The sequence below is a fragment of the Slackia heliotrinireducens DSM 20476 genome, assembly GCF_000023885.1.
Classification (GTDB): domain Bacteria; phylum Actinomycetota; class Coriobacteriia; order Coriobacteriales; family Eggerthellaceae; genus Slackia; species Slackia heliotrinireducens.
Genome location: NC_013165.1, coordinates 202,218 through 220,661, shown reverse-complemented (window position 1 = coordinate 220,661; position 18,444 = coordinate 202,218). Strand labels below are relative to the sequence as shown.

Annotated in this window: 15 protein-coding genes; 4 read left to right on the top strand and 11 right to left on the bottom strand. The window is 61.7% G+C overall.

All coding sequences use genetic code 11. The features are described from left to right. Positions 1-55: 55 nt before the first annotated feature. From SHEL_RS00880 to SHEL_RS00855, 6 genes are all read right to left on the bottom strand, one after another. Positions 56-1,039 (bottom strand): XdhC family protein, encoded by a 984-nt coding sequence (locus SHEL_RS00880; protein ID WP_012797360.1) that lies wholly within the window; start codon positions 1,037-1,039, stop codon positions 56-58. 111 nt (positions 1,040-1,150) lie between these two features. Further along, positions 1,151-1,756, bottom strand: coding sequence for a phosphoribosylglycinamide formyltransferase (gene purN / locus SHEL_RS00875; RefSeq protein ID WP_012797359.1), 606 nt, complete (start codon positions 1,754-1,756; stop codon positions 1,151-1,153). A gap of 2 nt (positions 1,757-1,758) precedes the next feature. Continuing rightward, the gene (purM, locus tag SHEL_RS00870; RefSeq protein ID WP_012797358.1) at positions 1,759-2,814 is read right to left on the bottom strand and encodes a phosphoribosylformylglycinamidine cyclo-ligase; all 1,056 of its coding nucleotides are present in this window, start codon (positions 2,812-2,814) and stop codon (positions 1,759-1,761) included. A 7-nt stretch (positions 2,815-2,821) separates the two neighbouring features. Beyond that, entirely contained in the window at positions 2,822-4,270 is a 1,449-nt protein-coding gene (purF, locus tag SHEL_RS00865) for an amidophosphoribosyltransferase (protein WP_012797357.1), read from the bottom strand. A 24-nt stretch (positions 4,271-4,294) separates the two neighbouring features. After that, a complete protein-coding gene (locus SHEL_RS00860; protein WP_169304478.1) occupies positions 4,295-5,392 on the bottom strand; it encodes a class B sortase in 1,098 nt (365 codons plus the stop codon). 412 nt (positions 5,393-5,804) lie between these two features. Further along, a complete protein-coding gene (locus SHEL_RS00855) occupies positions 5,805-7,454 on the bottom strand; it encodes a polyphosphate--AMP phosphotransferase (RefSeq protein ID WP_012797354.1) in 1,650 nt (549 codons plus the stop codon). A gap of 291 nt (positions 7,455-7,745) precedes the next feature. On the opposite strand from SHEL_RS00855, the gene ppk1 reads away from it, so the two are divergent. Then, entirely contained in the window at positions 7,746-11,045 is a 3,300-nt protein-coding gene (ppk1, locus tag SHEL_RS00850; protein WP_012797353.1) for a polyphosphate kinase 1, read from the top strand. A 196-nt stretch (positions 11,046-11,241) separates the two neighbouring features. On the opposite strand, the gene argS is transcribed toward ppk1, so the two are convergent. Both argS and SHEL_RS15800 read right to left on the bottom strand, forming a co-directional pair. Continuing rightward, positions 11,242-12,993, bottom strand: a complete 1,752-nt coding sequence (gene argS / locus SHEL_RS00845) for an arginine--tRNA ligase (protein WP_012797352.1) — start codon at positions 12,991-12,993, stop codon at positions 11,242-11,244. Between the two features lie 305 nt (positions 12,994-13,298). Then, the gene (locus SHEL_RS15800; protein WP_350454845.1) at positions 13,299-13,379 is read right to left on the bottom strand and encodes a DUF6219 family protein; all 81 of its coding nucleotides are present in this window, start codon (positions 13,377-13,379) and stop codon (positions 13,299-13,301) included. A 167-nt stretch (positions 13,380-13,546) separates the two neighbouring features. On the opposite strand from SHEL_RS15800, the gene SHEL_RS00840 reads away from it, so the two are divergent. Genes SHEL_RS00840 through SHEL_RS00830 form a run of 3 tightly spaced genes read left to right on the top strand, consistent with a single transcriptional unit; the run spans position 13,547 to position 16,226 of the window. Further along, positions 13,547-14,422 (top strand): class I SAM-dependent methyltransferase, encoded by an 876-nt coding sequence (locus SHEL_RS00840; RefSeq protein WP_012797351.1) that lies wholly within the window; start codon positions 13,547-13,549, stop codon positions 14,420-14,422. Between the two features lie 32 nt (positions 14,423-14,454). Then, on the top strand, positions 14,455-15,720 hold the full coding sequence (locus SHEL_RS00835) for a molybdopterin molybdotransferase MoeA (protein WP_012797350.1): 1,266 nt from the start codon (positions 14,455-14,457) through the stop codon (positions 15,718-15,720). Beyond that, on the top strand, positions 15,720-16,226 hold the full coding sequence (locus SHEL_RS00830) for a MogA/MoaB family molybdenum cofactor biosynthesis protein (RefSeq protein WP_012797349.1): 507 nt from the start codon (positions 15,720-15,722) through the stop codon (positions 16,224-16,226). The genes SHEL_RS00835 and SHEL_RS00830 overlap by 1 nt, the downstream gene beginning before the upstream one ends. A gap of 84 nt (positions 16,227-16,310) precedes the next feature. Here SHEL_RS00830 and SHEL_RS00825 read toward each other — a convergent pair whose 3' ends face one another. The 3 genes from SHEL_RS00825 to moaC all read right to left on the bottom strand — a co-directional run bounded on the left by SHEL_RS00825 (position 16,311) and on the right by moaC (position 18,443). Further along, positions 16,311-17,168, bottom strand: a complete 858-nt coding sequence (locus tag SHEL_RS00825) for an IS3 family transposase (protein ID WP_012797348.1) — start codon at positions 17,166-17,168, stop codon at positions 16,311-16,313. Further along, entirely contained in the window at positions 17,165-17,668 is a 504-nt protein-coding gene (locus tag SHEL_RS00820; RefSeq protein WP_012797347.1) for a helix-turn-helix domain-containing protein, read from the bottom strand. Before SHEL_RS00820 ends, SHEL_RS00825 begins: the two co-directional genes overlap by 4 nt. A gap of 274 nt (positions 17,669-17,942) precedes the next feature. After that, on the bottom strand, positions 17,943-18,443 hold the full coding sequence (gene moaC, locus SHEL_RS00815) for a cyclic pyranopterin monophosphate synthase MoaC (RefSeq protein ID WP_012797346.1): 501 nt from the start codon (positions 18,441-18,443) through the stop codon (positions 17,943-17,945). Between the last annotated feature and the right edge of the window lies 1 nt (position 18,444).

Here is an 18,444-nt window from a genome sequence, read left to right as displayed (position 1 = left end):
CGCAGGCCCGCCGAACGCGGCGGGCCTGCGGGAAAACGCGGATGCTGGCGGCGGGCTAGCGACCCAGGCTCTGCTCGTGGCGGTCGCGGGCCTCTTGGCTGTAGTTCTGCTTGTAGCGCACGTCGATCAGCTCAGCCACAATGGCGATGGCCAGCTCAGCAGGGGTTTTCGCGCCGAACTTCAGGCCGATGGGACGCTTGACGGCCTCCCACTGCTCCTCGGTCATGCCGCCTTCGATGCACAGGTCGTGCACGCGGTTGTTCTTGCCCTTGCAGCCCATCATGCCTATGTAGTGGGCTTTGTTGGCGTTGCCCCACAGGCAGCCTTCCGGGTCATGCATGTGGCCGCGGGTCAGCACGCACACGTAGGCGTTTGCGGCAGGTTTGATGTCGAACAGCTCGCGGAAATCATCCAGCAGGATGCGGTCCACCTCGGGGAAGCGGTCTTCGGAAATAAACGCCTCGTTGTCGTCGATCACGTGCACCCTGAAGCCCACGTGCTTCGCCAGCGCTGCCGTCTCGACGGCAGCGTCGGAGGCTCCCACGATCCACACTTCCACCCGATCGAACAGAGCCACGGATGCCCAGGTCAGACCCGCGAATTGGTCGTTATGCATCGAGGGTCCGCGGGTGACGTCCTTCATTTGGAAGGTGTCGCGGGGCGAATACGGACGCGAGGCCACGATCTCCTTGGCGTCATTGCAGAAAAACACCAGGTCCTGGCCGTCAGCCGAGCCCACGTCGCCGTACTTCTTGGTAACCTCGTTGTCCACGTTGCCTACGGCGGCGTCGCCATCGATGACCACCTTGAACCCGATCCACGCCAGGTCGCCCTCATCCATGGCGCGCAACGCGCGTTCGAAGGTGGGGATGTCGGCGCGACCCAGACCTGCGGCGATGCGGTCGAGCACCGCAGGAGACAGGTGCGGGTTGTCCCCCGCCGCATCCTCCGCGAAGCACGGGAAATCCTCCACCGTCAGGTCGGGTGTGACGCCATGTCCCAAATCGTCGATGATTTCCAGCAGCGTTGCACGTTCCATGATTAGTTCGCCTCTTTCTAAAAAGAGCCAAAAGCCCGCGTGGACTCTTGGCTCATCAGGTTCGATACACCGGCGCATCGGTGCGCCCCGGCCGGCTCGGGCCTGTACAGATTAAGAAATATGCACCTTGCGGTCAATACCAACTTTGACGCGGCCCTCGGCCACCAGCTGCAGCGTTTCAGGATACAGCACGTGTTCGACAGCGTGAATCTTCGCCTCGAGGGAATCCAGCGTGTCGTCCTCGTCGACGACCACCGGACGCTGCGCGATGATGGGTCCCTTGTCGTATTCTGCGTTTGCGAAGTGCACGGTCACGCCCGTCACCTTCACGCCCGCGTCGAAGGCATCCTGGATGGCATGTGCGCCCTTGAAGGAGGGTAGCAGCGCCGGATGCAGGTTGATGACGCGGTCCGGGAAGGCGGCCAAGATGGGCTCGGTCACCATGCGCATGTAGCCGGCCATGACCACGTAGTCGCAGCCCGCGCGGGTCAGCTCGGTGGCGATGGCCATGTTGGCGGTGTCGGTGTTGGTGTATACGTCGCGGCTCAACGCGATGGTCTGAATGCCGGCCTCTTGTGCCCTGACCAGACCGTACGCGTCGGGACGGCTGGAAATGACCACGGCCACCTCCGCGTCCAGCTTGCCGGCGGCAATGGCGTCGATAATAGCTTGCAGGTTGGTGCCGCTTCCAGAAATCAAAACACCCAGTTTAATCATGGTTAGTCCTCATCCGCGTATTTGACGACGCCCGTGCCGGGGATGATGGAGCCGATGACGTAGGTCTTCTCGCCCATCTCCTCCAGTGCCTCGCGCACCACGTCCACCTGGGACGGAGCCACGATGAGCGCCATGCCGATACCCATGTTGAAGGTCTTGTATGCCTCGGCCTTGGTCAGACCCGCCTCGGCCACGGCCAGCGCCGTCACCGGAGGAACATCCCAGGTCGTACGGTCAACGAGCGCGTCCATATTGTCAGGCAGCGCGCGGTTCAGGTTCTCCGTCATGCCGCCGCCGGTAATGTGAGCCAGCGCATGCACGGCCTCGGGCATCTCGCGCAGCGTGGCCAGCACGCTCTTGACGTAGATGCGGGTGGGCGCCAGCAGCGCCTCGCCCAGGGTGGCGCCGTTCAGATCGTCGCGAGGCACGGACAGCTCTTCGGCGGTCTTGCCCTCGACCAGGACCTTGCGAACCAGCGAGTAGCCGTTGGAATGGAAGCCGGTGGAGGCCAGGCCCACGACCACGTCGCCTTCCTGCACCTTGTCGGGACCGATCATCTTCGGACGGTCCACCACGCCCACCGTGAAGCCGGACAGGTCGTAATCGGTGGGGTCCATGACGCCTGGATGCTCGGCCATCTCGCCGCCAATCAAAGCGCAGTTCGACTGGCGGCAGCCCTCGGCGATGCCTCCCACGATCTTGGCGATGTGCTCGCGCTCGATCTTGCCGGCAGCCACGTAATCCAGGAAGAACAGGGGCTCGGCGCCGCAGGCCAGGATGTCGTTCACGCACATGGCAACCAGGTCGATGCCTACGGTGTCATGCTTGTCGAGCAGCTGGGCCACCTTCAGCTTGGTGCCTACGCCGTCGGTGCCGGAAACCATGATGGGATCCTGCATGCCCTTGAAAGCGGCAGCGGAGAACATGCCGCCGAAACCGCCGATGTCGCCCACGACCTCGGGACGGTATGTGGAGTGCACGGCCTCCTTGATTGCGTCTACGGCCGCCGCGCCTTCGACGATGTCGACGCCGGCATCTGCGTATGTGACTTGGGCCATAACCGGATCACTTCTCCTTCTTGATAAACGCTATATCCGTTAGTGATTCTGGCAGGGGAACAATATAATCGCCCGTGAAGCAAGCTTCACAGAACGTTTCATGATTTGCACCGCCAACGGCGCGCCGCAGTCCGTCAATGCTGATGAACGCCAGCGAATCGCACCCGATGTATTCGCACATCTCCTGGTTGGATTTGACCGCCGCAATGAGCTGACCCTGGGTGGGGGTGTCAACGCCGTAGAAGCAGGGCCAGGCGGTGGGAGGCGACACGATGCGCAGGTGCACTTCGGCGGCTCCGGCGGCGCGCAGCATCTCCACCAGCTTTTTGGAAGTGGTGCCGCGCACGATGCTGTCGTCGACCACCACCAGGCGTTTGCCGGAAATAACCGAAGGCAGCGGATTCAGTTTGATGCGCACGCCCAGCTGGCGCATTTCCTGGGTCGGCTGGATGAAGGTGCGCCCCACATAGCGGTTCTTGACGATGCCGTCGGTGTATTCGATGCCGCTCGCTTCGGCGAAACCCAGCGCTCCGGGCACGCCGGAGTCGGGCACGCCCAGCACCAGGTCGGCCTGAGCTGGGGCCTCTTCGGCCAGAATGCGGCCCATGGCGCGTCGTGCCTGGTAGACGCTTTGCCCGTCAATCACGCTGTCGGGGCGGGCGAAGTATACGTACTCGAAGATGCAGCCTCGCGACGGACCGGGCTCAAGAGCCTGCAAGGTGGAAATTCCCGTGCTGTTAATGCGGATGATCTCGCCGGGGTTCACGTCCCGAACGAATTCGGCGCCCACGATGTCCAAGCCGCAGGTTTCGGAAGAAACCACCCAGCCGCGGTCGCCGGGCAGTTTGCCCAGGCACAGCGGGCGGATGCCGTTCGGGTCGCGGAACGCGTACAAGGCCGTGGGGCTGGCAAGCACCATGGCGTAGGCGCCCTTGATAAGCTCCATGGTCTGCTTGATGCCCTCGGTCAGATGGTGGGTCTCGCGGGTGTAGTAGCCGATGGCTTGACAGGCCACCTCGGAGTCGGTGCCGGCACGGAACTCCACGCCCCGGGCCTCCAGACGCTCGCGGATGGGTTCGGTGTCGACCAGCGTGCCGTTGTGGGCCAGCGCCACCATGACCTCGTCGATGGCGGACATGTGGGGCTGGGCCGAAAACCATGCGTCGCTAATGCCGCTGGTGGCGTAACGGCAATGTCCCACGGCCACGTCGCCCTGCAGCGCCGCCAAGGAACCTTCGTCGAAAATCTGGGTGACCAGGCCGAGATCTTTCATCACCGTGACCGTCTCACCGTCGCCGACGGCGATGCCGGCGCTCTCCTGGCCGCGGTGCTGCAGCGCTTGCAGGCCGAAACAGGTCAGGCGCGCCACGTCGTCGGTAGGTGAGAACACTCCGAATACAGCGCATTCCTCCTGGGGCCGGTCCGGAGCTTCACCTGGGAGAATCGATGTGGCCACAACGTACCTTTCTGTAAGGCTGGTCTATGCGGAAGCAGCTTCGGCTTCGGTTTCGGCAGCCTCGCCTTCGGCAGCGGCCTCGTCGGTCGCTTCGCCTTCCACCGCGGCTTCGTCTTCAGCCAGGCCCTCGCCTACCTCGTTGACAGTCTCGTCGGCACCGTCGGAAGTGCCGCTTTCGGCATTGGCGGGAGCCGCCTGCTCGGTCACGAAGCCTCGCAGCACGACGCGGGTGCCGTCGCCGTGAACCGCGCAGGACACCAGCGAGAACATCTTCTCAACCTGGGTGGCGTCCACCCCGTCGGGAATGGGAACCGACGAAGCGTTGACGCAGTCGTTCACGAAGGAGTAGAAGTCCGTGTCGTCGTCGAAGGCGACGCGCAGCATCTCGAACTCCGTTTCCGGGATGATGTCCAGCGCGAACGTGGAGCACTTGTAGTTCATTGTCGGCGTCAGGATGTAGAACGTGCGCGTCTCGTTGAACACGTCTTCCTCGCGCATGTCGTGCAGATGCGAGAACATGGATCCGTCATGCATGTTGTGCCCGTAGATGACGTTGTTCTTGTCCGAGAAGTCCGACGCGTTGTCCTTGTCCAGGAAGATGGTGCCCTTCTGGACCACACTGCCAGGGCTGCCCGTGAAGTCGCGCACCAGGTACGTGGAGTTGTCCGTAGTCTGCGCGATGGGATAGTTGATCTCGGTTCCGGGCATGTAGACCCAGCCCACCACATCGGCGTTCTCGTTGCGCAGGAACTCCCAGTCGATGATCAGGTTCTCCAGACCGGATTCATCTGGATTCTCGAACGCGGAATCGTCCACCACGGCGCCGTCGGTAATGTCGTCATACAAGGCTGTACCCTGATGGTATTGCAGGAAGATGTAGCCCAAGGCCCCCAGCGAGCCAATGAGCACGAGGCTCGCAAGCGCGATGACCACGTTCAGAACGCGGGTGGTCTTGCGACGCGTGCGCTGCCGGGCCATGCTGCTCCCGTAGGAAGCGCGGCTGTACTGGGAAACCTCTTCTGCAGCGCGACCGCGTTGCGACGTGCGTCCGGATGCCGCGGGGGCCGCATGCCTGGCGTGAGCCCCGCGGGTGGAACGTGTGGTGTTTCGTGATGTATTCATGTTCCCCATCATAACGTAAAGAGCCCTCCTCGGCGCGGCCAAGCGGCCAATCGCCGAGCGAATTCATATGCTGGAAACCTATATCCCGCTGGAAGGCCCGTATGCGGCGGCTCCCACATACGAAAGAGGCGCCCCGCAGGACGCCTCAAACGTTTATCGTTTCATCTCTTCGATGAAGCCTTTTACGATAAATGCCACAATCAGTATGACGATGACAAGGGCGAAAACCCATATGGCCGATGTCGGTACAACGAACCCGAAAATGTCCATACAGCCCTCCTTCATTGTCTGGGAACCCCCGTGTACGGTTTAACCTACCCGAGGATAATACCGCATCTTCACGATTTCTTCAAACACGAATGAGGGGCGTTTTTCGTTTGTTGATATCCGCCCGACCGCCTCTTCCAGCAGACTAGCTGTTCAGACGCTTGTCCAAGGCCGCGTTGATGGTCTTGAGCACCTTCACGCGGGCGTACAGCTTGTCCGTGGACTCGATGACGTTCCAAGGAGCGTAGTTGGAAGAGGTCAGACGGAACATGTCGTTCACGGCCGCCTTGTACTGCGGGGCCTTGTCGCGGTTGCGCCAGTCCTCCGGGGTGATCTTCCACTGCTTGTCCGGATTCTGCTCGCGAGCCTCGAAGCGGGCCAGCTGCTCATCGGGATCGACGGCGACCCAGAACTTCAGCAGCACTGCACCCCACTCGCCCAGGGCATGCTCGAAGTCGTTGATCTCGTCGTAAGCGTGGGCCCATTCCTCAGGGGATGCGAAGCCTTCGACGCGCTCGACCAGCACGCGGCCGTACCAGCTGCGGTCGTAGATGCCCACATGGCCGGCCTTGGGAAGGCGGGTCCAGTAGCGCCACAGGTGCGGATGCAGCAGCTCGGGCTTGGTGGGAGCCGCAGAGGGGAAGATGGTGTAGGAACGGGCGTCGATGGACTGGCAGACGCGCTTGATGCTGCCGCCCTTGCCGGCCGCGTCGTCGCCTTCGTACACCAGCATCAGCGGGATGCGGGCGCGGTATGCCTGCAGCTGCAGTTCGCCCAGACGCTTCTGTTCGGCCTTCAGCTGTTCTTTGTACTCTTCGCGGGTCAGGGACAGCGTGTTGTCGATCAGCTCGACGCGAGGCGGCTTCTTCTCCATGACGAAACGGGAATAGCGCGGCGCATGCGTCGCCTGCTCGTTGGCGATCTCGGTGGCGGCGGCCAGCACGATAGCGGCCTCCTCCTCGGTGCGCTTGCGCGGGTCGATGTCGTTGACCAGCTTGCCGGCGGAGTTGTCGGCGGCCTTCTGGGCAGCGGCCTTGGCGGCGGGATCGACTTCCTTGTTCAGGGCCTTCTCCAGCTCGACTACCAAGGTCTTGGCGATGGTCAGGTTGGCGTCGCGCTTGTCTTCGCCGTTGACCAGGACCCAGTGGGCGTAGTCGTAGTCGGACTTGCTCAGAATCTGGTCGAAAACCTTGTAGGCCTCGTCGTAGTCCTCTTCGCCGATGCCCTTGTCGTCCTTGACGCGCCATGCGGTGTTCGGATCGCTCAGCAGCTGCTTGATGCGCTTGTTCTTGGACTTTTCGGACACATGCACGAAGAATTTGATGACCACGTAACCGTTGTCGGCCAGCTGGCGTTCGAATTCACCCACGGTCTCGAGCACGGCTGCAGGACGCTGATCCACGGGCACCGAACCTAGACGGCGACGGGCTGCGGCGTACCAGCCCTGCTCGTAGATGGTCATGGTGCCGCGCATGCCCAGATCCTCCCAGAATTCCTGCATGATGGGCTTGTAGCCGGTCACGCCGCTTCCCAGGGAGTCGAAGTATTCCACCTCGCGCTTGTCGAGGTCGGAAAGAACATGCACGTTCGTCAGGCGGGCGTCCAGGTTGTACAACAGGTCGCCGATGCGGCTGCCGCGGCCGGACCCCTGCCATCCGTCCATAAGGATGACCACACCGATGTTCTCCTGCTTCGCACGCTGCTGCAGCACGATGAGCTTAGCGATCAGATCGTCATAGGGAGCTTTGTATTCCTCCTTGCTCAGGGCGCGCGTCAAATCAACTTGTTCAATCATCTTTCCCCTTCCGACCGTTCTTTTTTGAATATCAGCGAATAACAGTATTTATGGATAGTTTATGAACGGTATAATGGAACCAGCAAACGGGCGAATACGTATCAGCTTGCAAGTTCGATTTGCGGATTATGCAAGTAGAACCACTGTTATGGGTCGAATGGTGCGCAACTTCCACTAAGTCTCCCGTTTTTTATGATGATTAGCGCGTCCGCGTCCATATTTGCCGTATCAGGACGCTTCGCGCGTTGGTCATGTCAATGTCTCGAGTGAACGGCAGAGGAGGGGAAGATAGTGGTCAAATCTTCCAAAGATGAAAAGCTTGCAAAAGAGGCGAAAGAGAGCGCTCGTCCTGAGAAAAAACCTTACATGCAAAACCGTGAGCTTTCGTGGCTCATGTTCAATAAGCGCGTCTTGGATCAGTCCATCGACGAGAATCAGCCCCTGCTTGAGCGTCTGAAATTCCTTGCCATCTGGCGCTCGAACCTGCAGGAGTTCTTCATGGTTCGCGTCGGCAGCCTTCTCGATCTCGAGCTTACCGGCGACGTCATTTACGACAGCAAGTCCGGCATGACCCCTACCGAACAGCTGGAAGCAATCTATAAGCGCGTCCAGGAGCTCACTCCCCTGGCATCCAAGGACTATCAGACCGTCCGCCATCAGCTGGAAGCGGTAGGCATCCATCAGATGTATCCCGACGAGCTCTCCATCGACGAGGACGAACAAGTCCGCAGCTACATGGAGAAGAACGTCATGCCGCTGGTGTCTCCGCAGATCGTCAACGCCACGCATCCGTTCCCCCATCTTGAAAACGGCAAGATGTACATTTGCGTGCGCCTTGATGACCAGGCGGAATACAGCAAGACCAAGAACATGTCCAAGTCCGAGCGCAAGCTGCTGCGCGCCCAGGCCGCCGAAAACGTTATCATGGGATTCATCCCCATGCCGGCCAACTGCCCGCGCTTCGTCCCCATCAGCTCCGAAGACGGCACCTTCAAGTTCATCCTCCTCGAACACGCCCTGGAGATGGTGGCTCCGGACATCTTCGATATGTACCCCGTAAAGATGGCCAACGTCGTCATGGTCACCCGCAACGCCGACCTTGACGCCTACGAGGAATCCGACGAGAGCGACGAGGACTTCCGCAGCCACATGCGCCGCATCCTGAAGAAGCGCGCCCGCCTGGCTCCGGTTCGCCTCGAATCCGAGCGCGAGCTGTCCGGCGACACCGAACGCTTCCTCCGCGAGCGCCTGGGCCTCAAGCGCAGCCAGGTGTACAACACCGGCATGCCGCTTGACATGGGCTTTGCCTTCGCGCTGCCCGGCATTGTCGGCGGCGAGCTTGAAGAGCAGTACTCCAACGAGCCCGCAGAGCCCCAGTGGCCCGCCAGCCTGGCCCGCAAGCGCAGCATCATGAAGCAGGTCACCCACAAGGACGTCATCCTTTCGTACCCGTACGAAGCCATGGACCCCTTCGTCCGCCTGCTGCAGGAAGCTGCCAACGACCCCGACGTCATCTCCATCAAGATCACGCTGTACCGCCTGGCCAGCCAGTCGCGCCTTGCCGAGGCCCTGATCACCGCCGCCGAAAACGGCAAGGACGTCACGGCGCTGTTCGAGCTGCGCGCCCGCTTCGACGAGTTCAACAACATCGAGTGGTCGCAGCGCTTCGAGCAGGCCGGATGCAACATCATCTACGGCTTCCACGACTTCAAGGTGCATAGCAAGATCTGCGCCATCACTCGCCGCACCGACGAGGGTCTGCAGTTCATCACCCAGCTGGGCACCGGCAACTACAACGAGAAGACCGCCAAGCTGTACACCGACCTGTCCATGATCACCTGCGATCCGGTCATCGGCCAGGACGCCGCGAAGTTCTTCCGCAGCATGCAGCTGGAATCTGTGTCCAAGGATTACAAGAAGCTCCTGGTTGCACCGCTCATGATCAAGCAGCAGCTCAGCAAGTTCGTGGACGAGGAAATCGAGAAGGCCAAGGCCGGCCAGCCCGCCGAAATCTGGCTGAAGACCAACTCCGTCACCGACAAGGATATGATCGAGAAGCTGGCCGAAGCCAGCCAAGCCGGCGTGAAAATCACCATGTTGGTCCGCGGCATCTCCTGCCTGGTCCCCGGCGTCGAGGGATACACCGAGAACATCCGCGTAGTCAGCGTCGTCGGCCGTCTGCTCGAGCACTCTCGCATATATATGTTCGGCTCCGATCCGGACACCCGCAAGATCTATCTGTCCAGCGCCGACCTCATGACCCGCAACCTCGACAAGCGCGTCGAGATTGCTTGGCCGGTCGAGAAGGAAGACCTGCGCGCCCGTGTCGTCGGCTACTTCGACACCATGCTTTCCGATACCGCCAAGCTGCGCGAGCTCTTGCCCGATGGCGAATACACCGAGCTGTGCCACTTCGTGCCCAAGGACGAAGAGGGCAACTACCTGGAGCGCCCGATCGATGCTCAGGACACGCTCATCAAGGAGGCGTATATCGCCAACGAACACTCCATGGCAGGTGCCGACTTCGACCATGCCGTGCAGATTTCCACGCAGGTATCTGCGTTGCAGGAGGAAGCCGAAGACGATTACGTCGTCGTAAAGGCCGCCGAAGAGAAGAACGAGGCCGAGTCTTTTAGGCCTGAGCCGGCGCCGGATACCGAGTTCGTGACCGAGCCGGTGGCGTCGGCTGTTGAAGAAGACGTACTGGAAGAAGAGCCCGAGGTCGAGGACGAACCCGAAGCCGAACCTGAGGTTGAAGACGAACCTGAGGACGAGGATGAGGATGAGCCCGAGACCGAAGACGAGGTCGAGGACGAGCCCGAGGTTGAAGACGAGCCTGAAACCGAAGACGAGCCCGAGGTCGAAGAGGACAACGACGAATCCGATGACGAGCCGGAAAAGGATCTTGACGATGAGGACGAAGGCGACGTTGCCGAGACGTATGTCCCGAAGCATGCGGCGCCTGAACCTGAGGTAGAAGCCGCGGCCGAGGCGCTGGAACCTGTGACCGAGGCCCCCGCTGCCGAGGCCGAGGCTGAACCTCAGCCCGAATCGGAGCCCGTTGCCGAACCCGAGCTGGAACCCGTTGCCGAACCCGAGCCGGAGCCTGAGCCCGAGCCGGAGCCTGAGCCCGAGCCGGAGCCTGAGCCCGAGCCGGAGCCGGAACCGGAGCCCGTTGCCGAACCCGAGCTGGAACCCGTTGCCGAACCCGAGCCGGAGCCTGAGCCCGAACCGGAACCGGAGCCGGAACCTGAACCGGAGTCCGTTGCCGAACCCGAGCTGGAACCCGTTGCCGAACCCGAGCCGGAGCCTGAACCCGAACCGGAACCGGAGCCGGAACCTGAACCGGAGTCCGAGCCTGAACCCGAGATTCCGACCGCCGAGCCGACCGAGGTTATCGAGGCGCCTAACGCCCAGGTGGCCGACGCCGCCCATACCGCCGACGCCACGCCGGCTGCCGTCCAAAACCCTGCACCGCAGCCCGACCCGGCGTGGGATCCCCAGCCGCAACCCGGCCTGGTTGTGGCCGAACCCAAGAAGCGCGGCGGCATCTTCGGATTCTTCCGTCGCCTGTTCCGCCGCAACAAGTAACGGCTGAACAGGGCAATCGTACCCATGGCGGGCCACATTGCGTGGCCCGCCTTTTTCGTGCCTCAGGTCCGCAGAGCAGCTTCGCACGGCATTCGCTGCCGAACGACCGCAGGTCAGACACTGCAACTGCATCTCCAAACGCAAAAAAGGAGGTCCCGAAGGACCTCCTCGTACGCGTGTCGGATTGAAGCCGAACTTACTTGGCTTCGGTCTCGCGGAACATACGCTGCGGAGCGCTGATGCCCAGCAGGTTCAACGTGATGGCCATCACGATGCGGGTTGCGTCGGCCAGAGCCAGACGCGCCTGCTTCAGGCCCTCGTCCTCCGCCTTCAGCACCGGGCAGTTGGCGTAGAAGGAGTGGAACAGGCTGGCCAGCTCATAGGCGTAATGGGTCAGGCGGAACGGCGCGCGGTCGCGAGCAGCCAGAGCGATCATGTCGCCGAACTCGCTCATCTTGCGCATCAAGGCAAGCTCTTCGGGAGCGCTCAGCACCGACAGGTCGACGTCGGCAGGAATGCACTCGGTAGCCACAGCGTCCATGTCCAGGTTGTCCTCGCCGGCATGGCCGGAGGCGTTGCGCAGCAGCGAGCAGATGCGAGCATGCGCATACTGGTCGTAGTAAACCGGGTTGGAGTCGTCGGCGCGCTTAGCCACTTCGATGTCGAAGTCGATGGGCTGGTCAGAAGAGCGGTCCAGCATCCAATAGCGGGTTGCGTCGATGCCAACTTCGTCGATGAGCTCTTCGAAGGTGATCATCTCGCCGGTACGCTTGGACATGCGGACGGGCTTGCCATCGCGGAACAGATTGACCAGCTGACCAAGGACGACTTCCAAAGCACCGGGGAATCCCTCGGCGGCCAGAACGGCGGCAACGCGGGCGATGTAGCCATGGTGGTCGGCACCCCAGATGTCGATCAGGTGGTCGAAGCCGCGCATCTTCTTCAGATAGTGGTACGCGACGTCAGAGGCGAAGTAGGTGTAGGCGCCATCTGACTTCTGCAGCACGCGGTCCTTCTCGTCGCCGTAAGCGGAAGAGCGGAACCACACGGCACCGTCCTCGTCGTAGATGTCGCCCTGCTCACGCAGCTTGTCCAAAATAGCTTCCACAGGAGAACGACCGTCGAACCAGAAGTCGTCGGACGGGGCATACAGCTCGCGCTCGGACTGCCAGCGCTCGAAATGGTTGCCGAAGCGCTCGCAGGTGGAGCGGATGTTGTCCATGATGTAGGCGTAGCCGAACTCGCGGAACTCGACCATGCGCTCATGCTCGTCGGCATTGACCCACTTATCGCCGTCACGATCGATGATGGCCTTGGCGATGTCGTTCACATACAAGCCGTTGTAGCCGCCTTCAGGCACGGCGGCATCTGCCTGGCCGAGCTGCTGCAGGTAGCGAGCCACGATGGAGACGCCGAACTTGTCCATCTGAACACCGTGGTCGTTGATGTAGAACTCTTCGAAAACGTCGTAGCCTGCGTGGCGCATGACATTGGCCATAGCAGAACCCAAGGCGGCCCAGCGGCCGTGACCAACATGCATGGGGCCGGTGGGGTTGGAAGAGATGTACTCGATCTGGACGCGACGCATGCCCTCGGGAATGGTTCCTTTACCGTAGTCGCCCTTCTGCTCGCGGACCTTGACGACCACGTTCTGCAGGGCGTCGTGCTTCAGATAGAAGTTGATGAAGCCGGGGCCGGCGATTTCCACCTTTTCGACGAAATCAGGCTCGGGCATGTAGTCCACGATGGTCTGGGCAACTTCGCGGGGGTTCTTTTTGGCCTGCTTGGCGCAACGCAGTGCGACGGTGCATGCCCAATCGCCATGACCCTCGTCACGGGGACGTTCAAGCGTCACCTCCGGAGTCGTCTCCAGGGCCAAGGCACCAGAGGCGATGGCCAAATCCAGGGCGGCGCTAATCAGCCGACCCAAGTCCTCACGAGGTTGCATATTTTCTCTCCCTTCCGCTTCGATGATTCGAAGCAGGCGTATCGTATCGCATAGTCGGCTCATTGTACCACGCAGGTCTTTTGCTTCAATAGCACCTGAAAAACTGCGCGAAGGCATCATTTTGCAGGCCACCGAACTGCATAACGGCGCACCTTTCCCGCCGCACTCGACACGGAGGCGCGGCTCGAAACGTGCATAGAACGCGAAACGGCCGCATATCCGTCGCCGAAACGAACGGAGCATCCTTCGCCCCGAGAAGAACAACCCGTATAAGAAACGGGGCCTTCCGCCCCGCTCGCTTGCTGTTACTTGTGCTTGTAGCCGGTGTACATGGCCATAAACATGCAGATGCAGGCCGCAATGGCCCAATACTTGTGGTTCTTCATAGCGCCTCCTCGTGAGCGGTCCTTAGGGGGTAGGACCTATCTATATATGTAGGTAGGAGCATTATATTCCTAGGTTATCGAGTCGCTGCCGGTTAACTTAAGCGTAAGCCTTTGCAAACATTCAAACTGCGGTATTATAGTCAAACAGGAACCATAGGAGGGCGTACATGATTGACTTCGAGGCCGAATGGGAGGCCATGCAGCTCGCGCGAACCAAGCCCGGCGACGCTGATTTCTGGTCGAAGCGCTCCTCCACGTACGAAAATACCGACCGACAAAGCGCCTATGCGGACGAGTTTATCGCCAAGGCACGCATTCTGCCTGGTGAAACGGTTTTCGACATCGGATGCGGAACCGGCACCATCGCCTGTAAGCTAGCAGCCCGGGGACATTCGGTCATCGCGGCCGACTTCAGCGAGGGCATGCTGGACAAGCTCCGCGAGAACATGCAGCTCCACAACGTGACCAGCATCGAGCCCATGCATATGTCCTGGGACGACGACTGGACGCAGTTCGGCGTGTACGAAAACGCCGTTGACGTGGCCATAGCATCTCGATCCATCTCCGTGTTCAACCTCGAAGAGGCCCTCGGCAAGATTACCAGGGTGGCTCGCCGCCGGTGTTGCATCACGCTTACGACGGGGTGCTCCCCGCGGGTCGACCCGAACCTTATGCGTATGCTCGGCCTGCCTTCTACCAGCACCTATGATTACTTATACGCCATCGGCATCCTGGGCACGAAAGGCTACGAGCCCACGGTGGAATACATCCATTCCTCCCGCAAGGACACCTTCGACACGGTTGAGGAATGCTTCGAGCGCTATGTGGACATGATCGACCACGCATACCCCAACCTGCCCCTGGTCGAGCGCCAGCGCGCCCATGAGCGCCTGCGAACCCTGATCGACGAGCACCTGGTGGACAACCCCGCAGCCGGCGAGCCCGACGCCAAGGGCGTCCCCGAAGGACTGCTGTGTCTCGACATGCTCCGAACGCTGTCTTGGGCCTTCATAGCCTGGGACACCGATCTTAAACCGATGTAGACATACAATCTCCTGTTCAGGAAAGGAAACCAATGACCGCACCCACCGATATGATCTCGCTCGAGCAGGCACAGGAGCTCATCCTGTCACGCGTGGCGAAGCTCGATACCGAAACCGTCCCGCTGCTCGACGCCATGGGCCGCGTAGCCGCCGTCGACCTGGCCAGCGATATGAACGTGAGCCCCTTCGCCCACGCCGCCATGGACGGGTTCGCCATGCATCGCGAAGACCTGCTGGAAGCCAGCGACGAAAACCCCGTTGAGCTGGACGTCATCGCCGAAGTGCCTGCCGGCGGAGTGTTCGAAGGCGCTATCGGGCACGGCCAATGCGTGCGCATCATGACCGGCGCCGCCCTGCCCGCCGATGCCGACGCCGTCGAGAAGTACGAGGTCGTAGGCATTGTATCCGGTGACGGCAAAACCGGCAGCCGCGTCAGTTTCAGCAGCTGCCCCAAGGAACGCGCCAATATCCGCGAGACCGGCGAGGAAGCCAAGGCAGGCGAAGTGGTCGTGTCTGCGGGAGAACGCATCGGCGATGCGGGCGTCGGCTTTCTGGCCAGCTGCGGCGTGCTTGAAGTGCCTGTCTACCGCCGGCCGCGCGTGGCCATCATCCCCATCGGCAGCGAGCTGGTGGAGCCGCCCGCCATCCCCGGCCCAGGCCACATTCGCAATTCCAACGGCTACGCCATAGCCGCGTGCGTCCGCAACGCCGGAGGCATCGCCGACATGCACCCCATCGTGCCCGACACGCTGGAGGCCCTGTCCGCCGCTGTCACCAAGGCAGTTGCCGACCACGACTTCGTCATCACCACCGGCGGCGCTTCCAACGGCGACTATGATTTCATCAAGCCGGTCGTCGAAGAGCTGGGCGAGCTGCTCATGACCACGGTGAACATGCGTCCCGGCAAAGCCCAGACCTTCGGCCTTGTCGAAGGCGTGCCCGTCTTCGGACTGCCCGGCAACCCCGCGGCCGCCTACATGGGTTTCCAGCTGATCATCCGCAAGGGCCTGCGCGCCATGCAGGGCTACAGCGCCTTCGAGCACCCGCATGTGTGGGCACACATTTCCCAAGGCCGCAAGAAGAAGGACTCGCGGCGCATCTTCCTGCGCGCCACGCTGACCCGCGGCGACGACGGCCAGCTGACGGTGACGCCCGCAAGCAACCAGAGTTCCGGATTGTTCGGAGTCATCCAAAAGAGCAACTGCGTCGCCATCATGCCCGAAGGCTTCGAACCCATTGCCACTGGCGACCTTATCGAATGCATCCTGCTTGACGTTCCCGAGGAGGTAGTCCTGTAATGACCGAGCACCATCACCACCATCACGAAGACCCCAAGCCGGTTTTCGCCATCATCACCTGCTCCGACACCCGCTCGAAGAAAGAAGACACCGCAGGCGCTGCTCTGGAGGAGCTCATCGCCGCCAAGGGCTGGAGCTGCATCGAGCGCGTCGTCGTGACCGACGATCGCCCGGTCATCGCTGCGGAAATTGCCCGTCTGGCCGACATGGACGAAGTCGACATCGTTCTGACCTGCGGCGGAAGCGGATTGTCGCTGCGCGACGTGACCCCCGAGGCCACCCGCGACGTATGCGACCGCGAGGTCCCCGGCATTGCCGAGGCCATGCGCGCCTACAGCATGCAGTTCACGAACCGTGCCATGCTGTCCCGCGCAATCGCCGCCCAGCGAGGCAGGACGCTCGTCATCAACCTGCCCGGCAGCGAGAAAGCCGCCCGCGAGAACTGGGCCGGCATCGAGGGCGCCTTGGCCCACGCCGTCAGCATGATGGCCGGTGGCGGCCACTGATCCCTTCGCCATACGCACCGAACGGGGCATCGACGCAGTTCAAGGTGAACTGCGTCCCAAAACTTGGACGTGATAAATAATGGGCTAAGCCACCAGGGACTGGTTCCGGAACTCCTCCGGAGTCAGTCCCTTTAGCTTAACCTGTCTCCTCTGGGTGTTCCAGTAGGCGATATAATCCTCCAGCTCCCTCTTGAACGTGTCGAAGTCGGGGAATTCTCTTCCTCGGAAGAACTCGTCCTTGACGTGACCGAACACCTGCTCTGTCGCGCCGTTGTCGATGCAGTTGCCCTTCCTCGACATGCTCTGCACGATACCCGCCTTCTCGAGCCTCCCGCAATATCTGTCGTGCTGGTACTGCCATCCCATGTCCGATTGCATGATCGGATGCGCGCCCTCGGGCATCTTCGGGATAAGCATGTCGAGCATCTCATCCTGCTGCGCCAGGTCCGGATGCCGCGATATCGACCAGGCGGCTATCTCCTTGCTCCCGAAGTCGTAGACGGGCGCGAAGTACGCCTTCCCCCAGCCTTGCTTGAACTCGGTCACGTCCGTCCCCAGCTTCTGCCACGGACCGTCCGCCGAGAAGTCGCGCCCCAGCACGTTCTCGAAGGTCTTGCCCACGACGCCTCTGTAGGAGTTGTACTTATGGTAGTCGGTCTCGCGGCGTATGCCGCACCTGATGCCGATCTCGCGCATCATCTTGAGCACCGTCTTGTCGGCGATGACGGCCCCCTCCTCGGCGCGCAGGCACATCGCTATCTGACGGTGGCCGCAGCCGTTGGGCGAGCGGGAGAAGATCTCGACGGCCTTGCCCCAGAGCTCCGGCCTCGTGGGCGGCTTCGCAGGCCTCAGCTTGTTGTAGTGGTAGGTCGACGCCGGGACGCCCGACGCGGCCAGGAGGTCCTTGAGCGCATGCCCTTGCCCTGAAAGCTCCCTGATCACCTGGCATTTCTCCCAGGCGCTCGCTTTGCCGCCTCCAGGGCTCTCAATTTTTTTAGGTACGCCACCTCGGCCCTGAGCCTCCGGTTCTCCGCCTCGAGCTCCCGCTCGCGGGTCGGGGGCAGGCCCGCCTCGCCGTCGGACTTGCGCGGGCGCCCCTTGGGCTTGGGCGCGAGAGCCTCGGGGCCGCCCTCCCGGTACGCTTTTACCCAGCGCTCGAAGGCGGTCAGGCTTGCTATCGCGTGCTTGGCCATGGCCTCCTGCTTCGTCAGCCCTCCCTCGAGGAAGTCGAGGACCGCCGCCAGCTTCGTTTCCTGATCGTAGGTTCTATGCTTGGACCCCATGCCTAGAAAGACCTCCTTGCCGATGGCCTTGTATGCGTGGATCCAATGTTCGGCGATGCTGACCGATATTGCAAGCTCCCTGGCAAGGGCAATCTTGCCATACCCCGAATCGATCAGCTCGGTCGCTTTCTTGCGAACTTCTACGTCGTGTCTGCCCATAAAGATACTGCACCTCCGGAACTCGAACTTTTATTCTTGAGTCCAAGTTCCGGGGTGCAGTTCAAGGTCGATGCCCCGTTTTCTTTCATAGGACGCCGCATTGCGGCATATCGGACGCCTCTGTATGACGCTGCAGCCGGGAAAGACGCCGGCGCACGAGGGCGGCGCCTTCGCGCGCAGTTCCGCACGAGCCGAACAGCCCGGTGGGCTGTTCGCGCGAGCTCAGGACTGTTTGAGCACGAGGGCGACCGCCCTCGTGCCCGCAGGAGACGGATTACTTCCTCTCCCACAACCCGGTCTTGCCGCCGTCCTTCTTCAGCAGACGCACGTCCATGATCTCCATGCCGCGGTCCACGGCCTTGCACATGTCGTACACCGTCAAGCATGCGATGCTGGCGGCGGTCAGGGCCTCCATCTCGATGCCGGTCTTGCCGGTAACGCCGCAGGTGGTGGTCACATGGATACCGACCAGGCCGTCTTCGCGCTCCCCTTCGCGCACGGGCGTGCAATCCACTTTGGCCTTGGTGATGGGCAGCGGGTGGCACATGGGAATGAGGTCGCTCGTCTTCTTGGCGGCCATCACGCCGGCCACGCGGGCGCAGGCCAGCACGTCGCCCTTGGCGGCATGGCCGCTGGTGATGAGCTCCAGGGTCTCCGGCTGCATGGCGATAAAACCTTCGGCGACCGCCACGCGCTTGGTGATGTCCTTGTCGGACACGTCCACCATGCGCACGTCGCCGTTCTCGTCGATATGGGTCAGCTGCTGCTCTGCCATG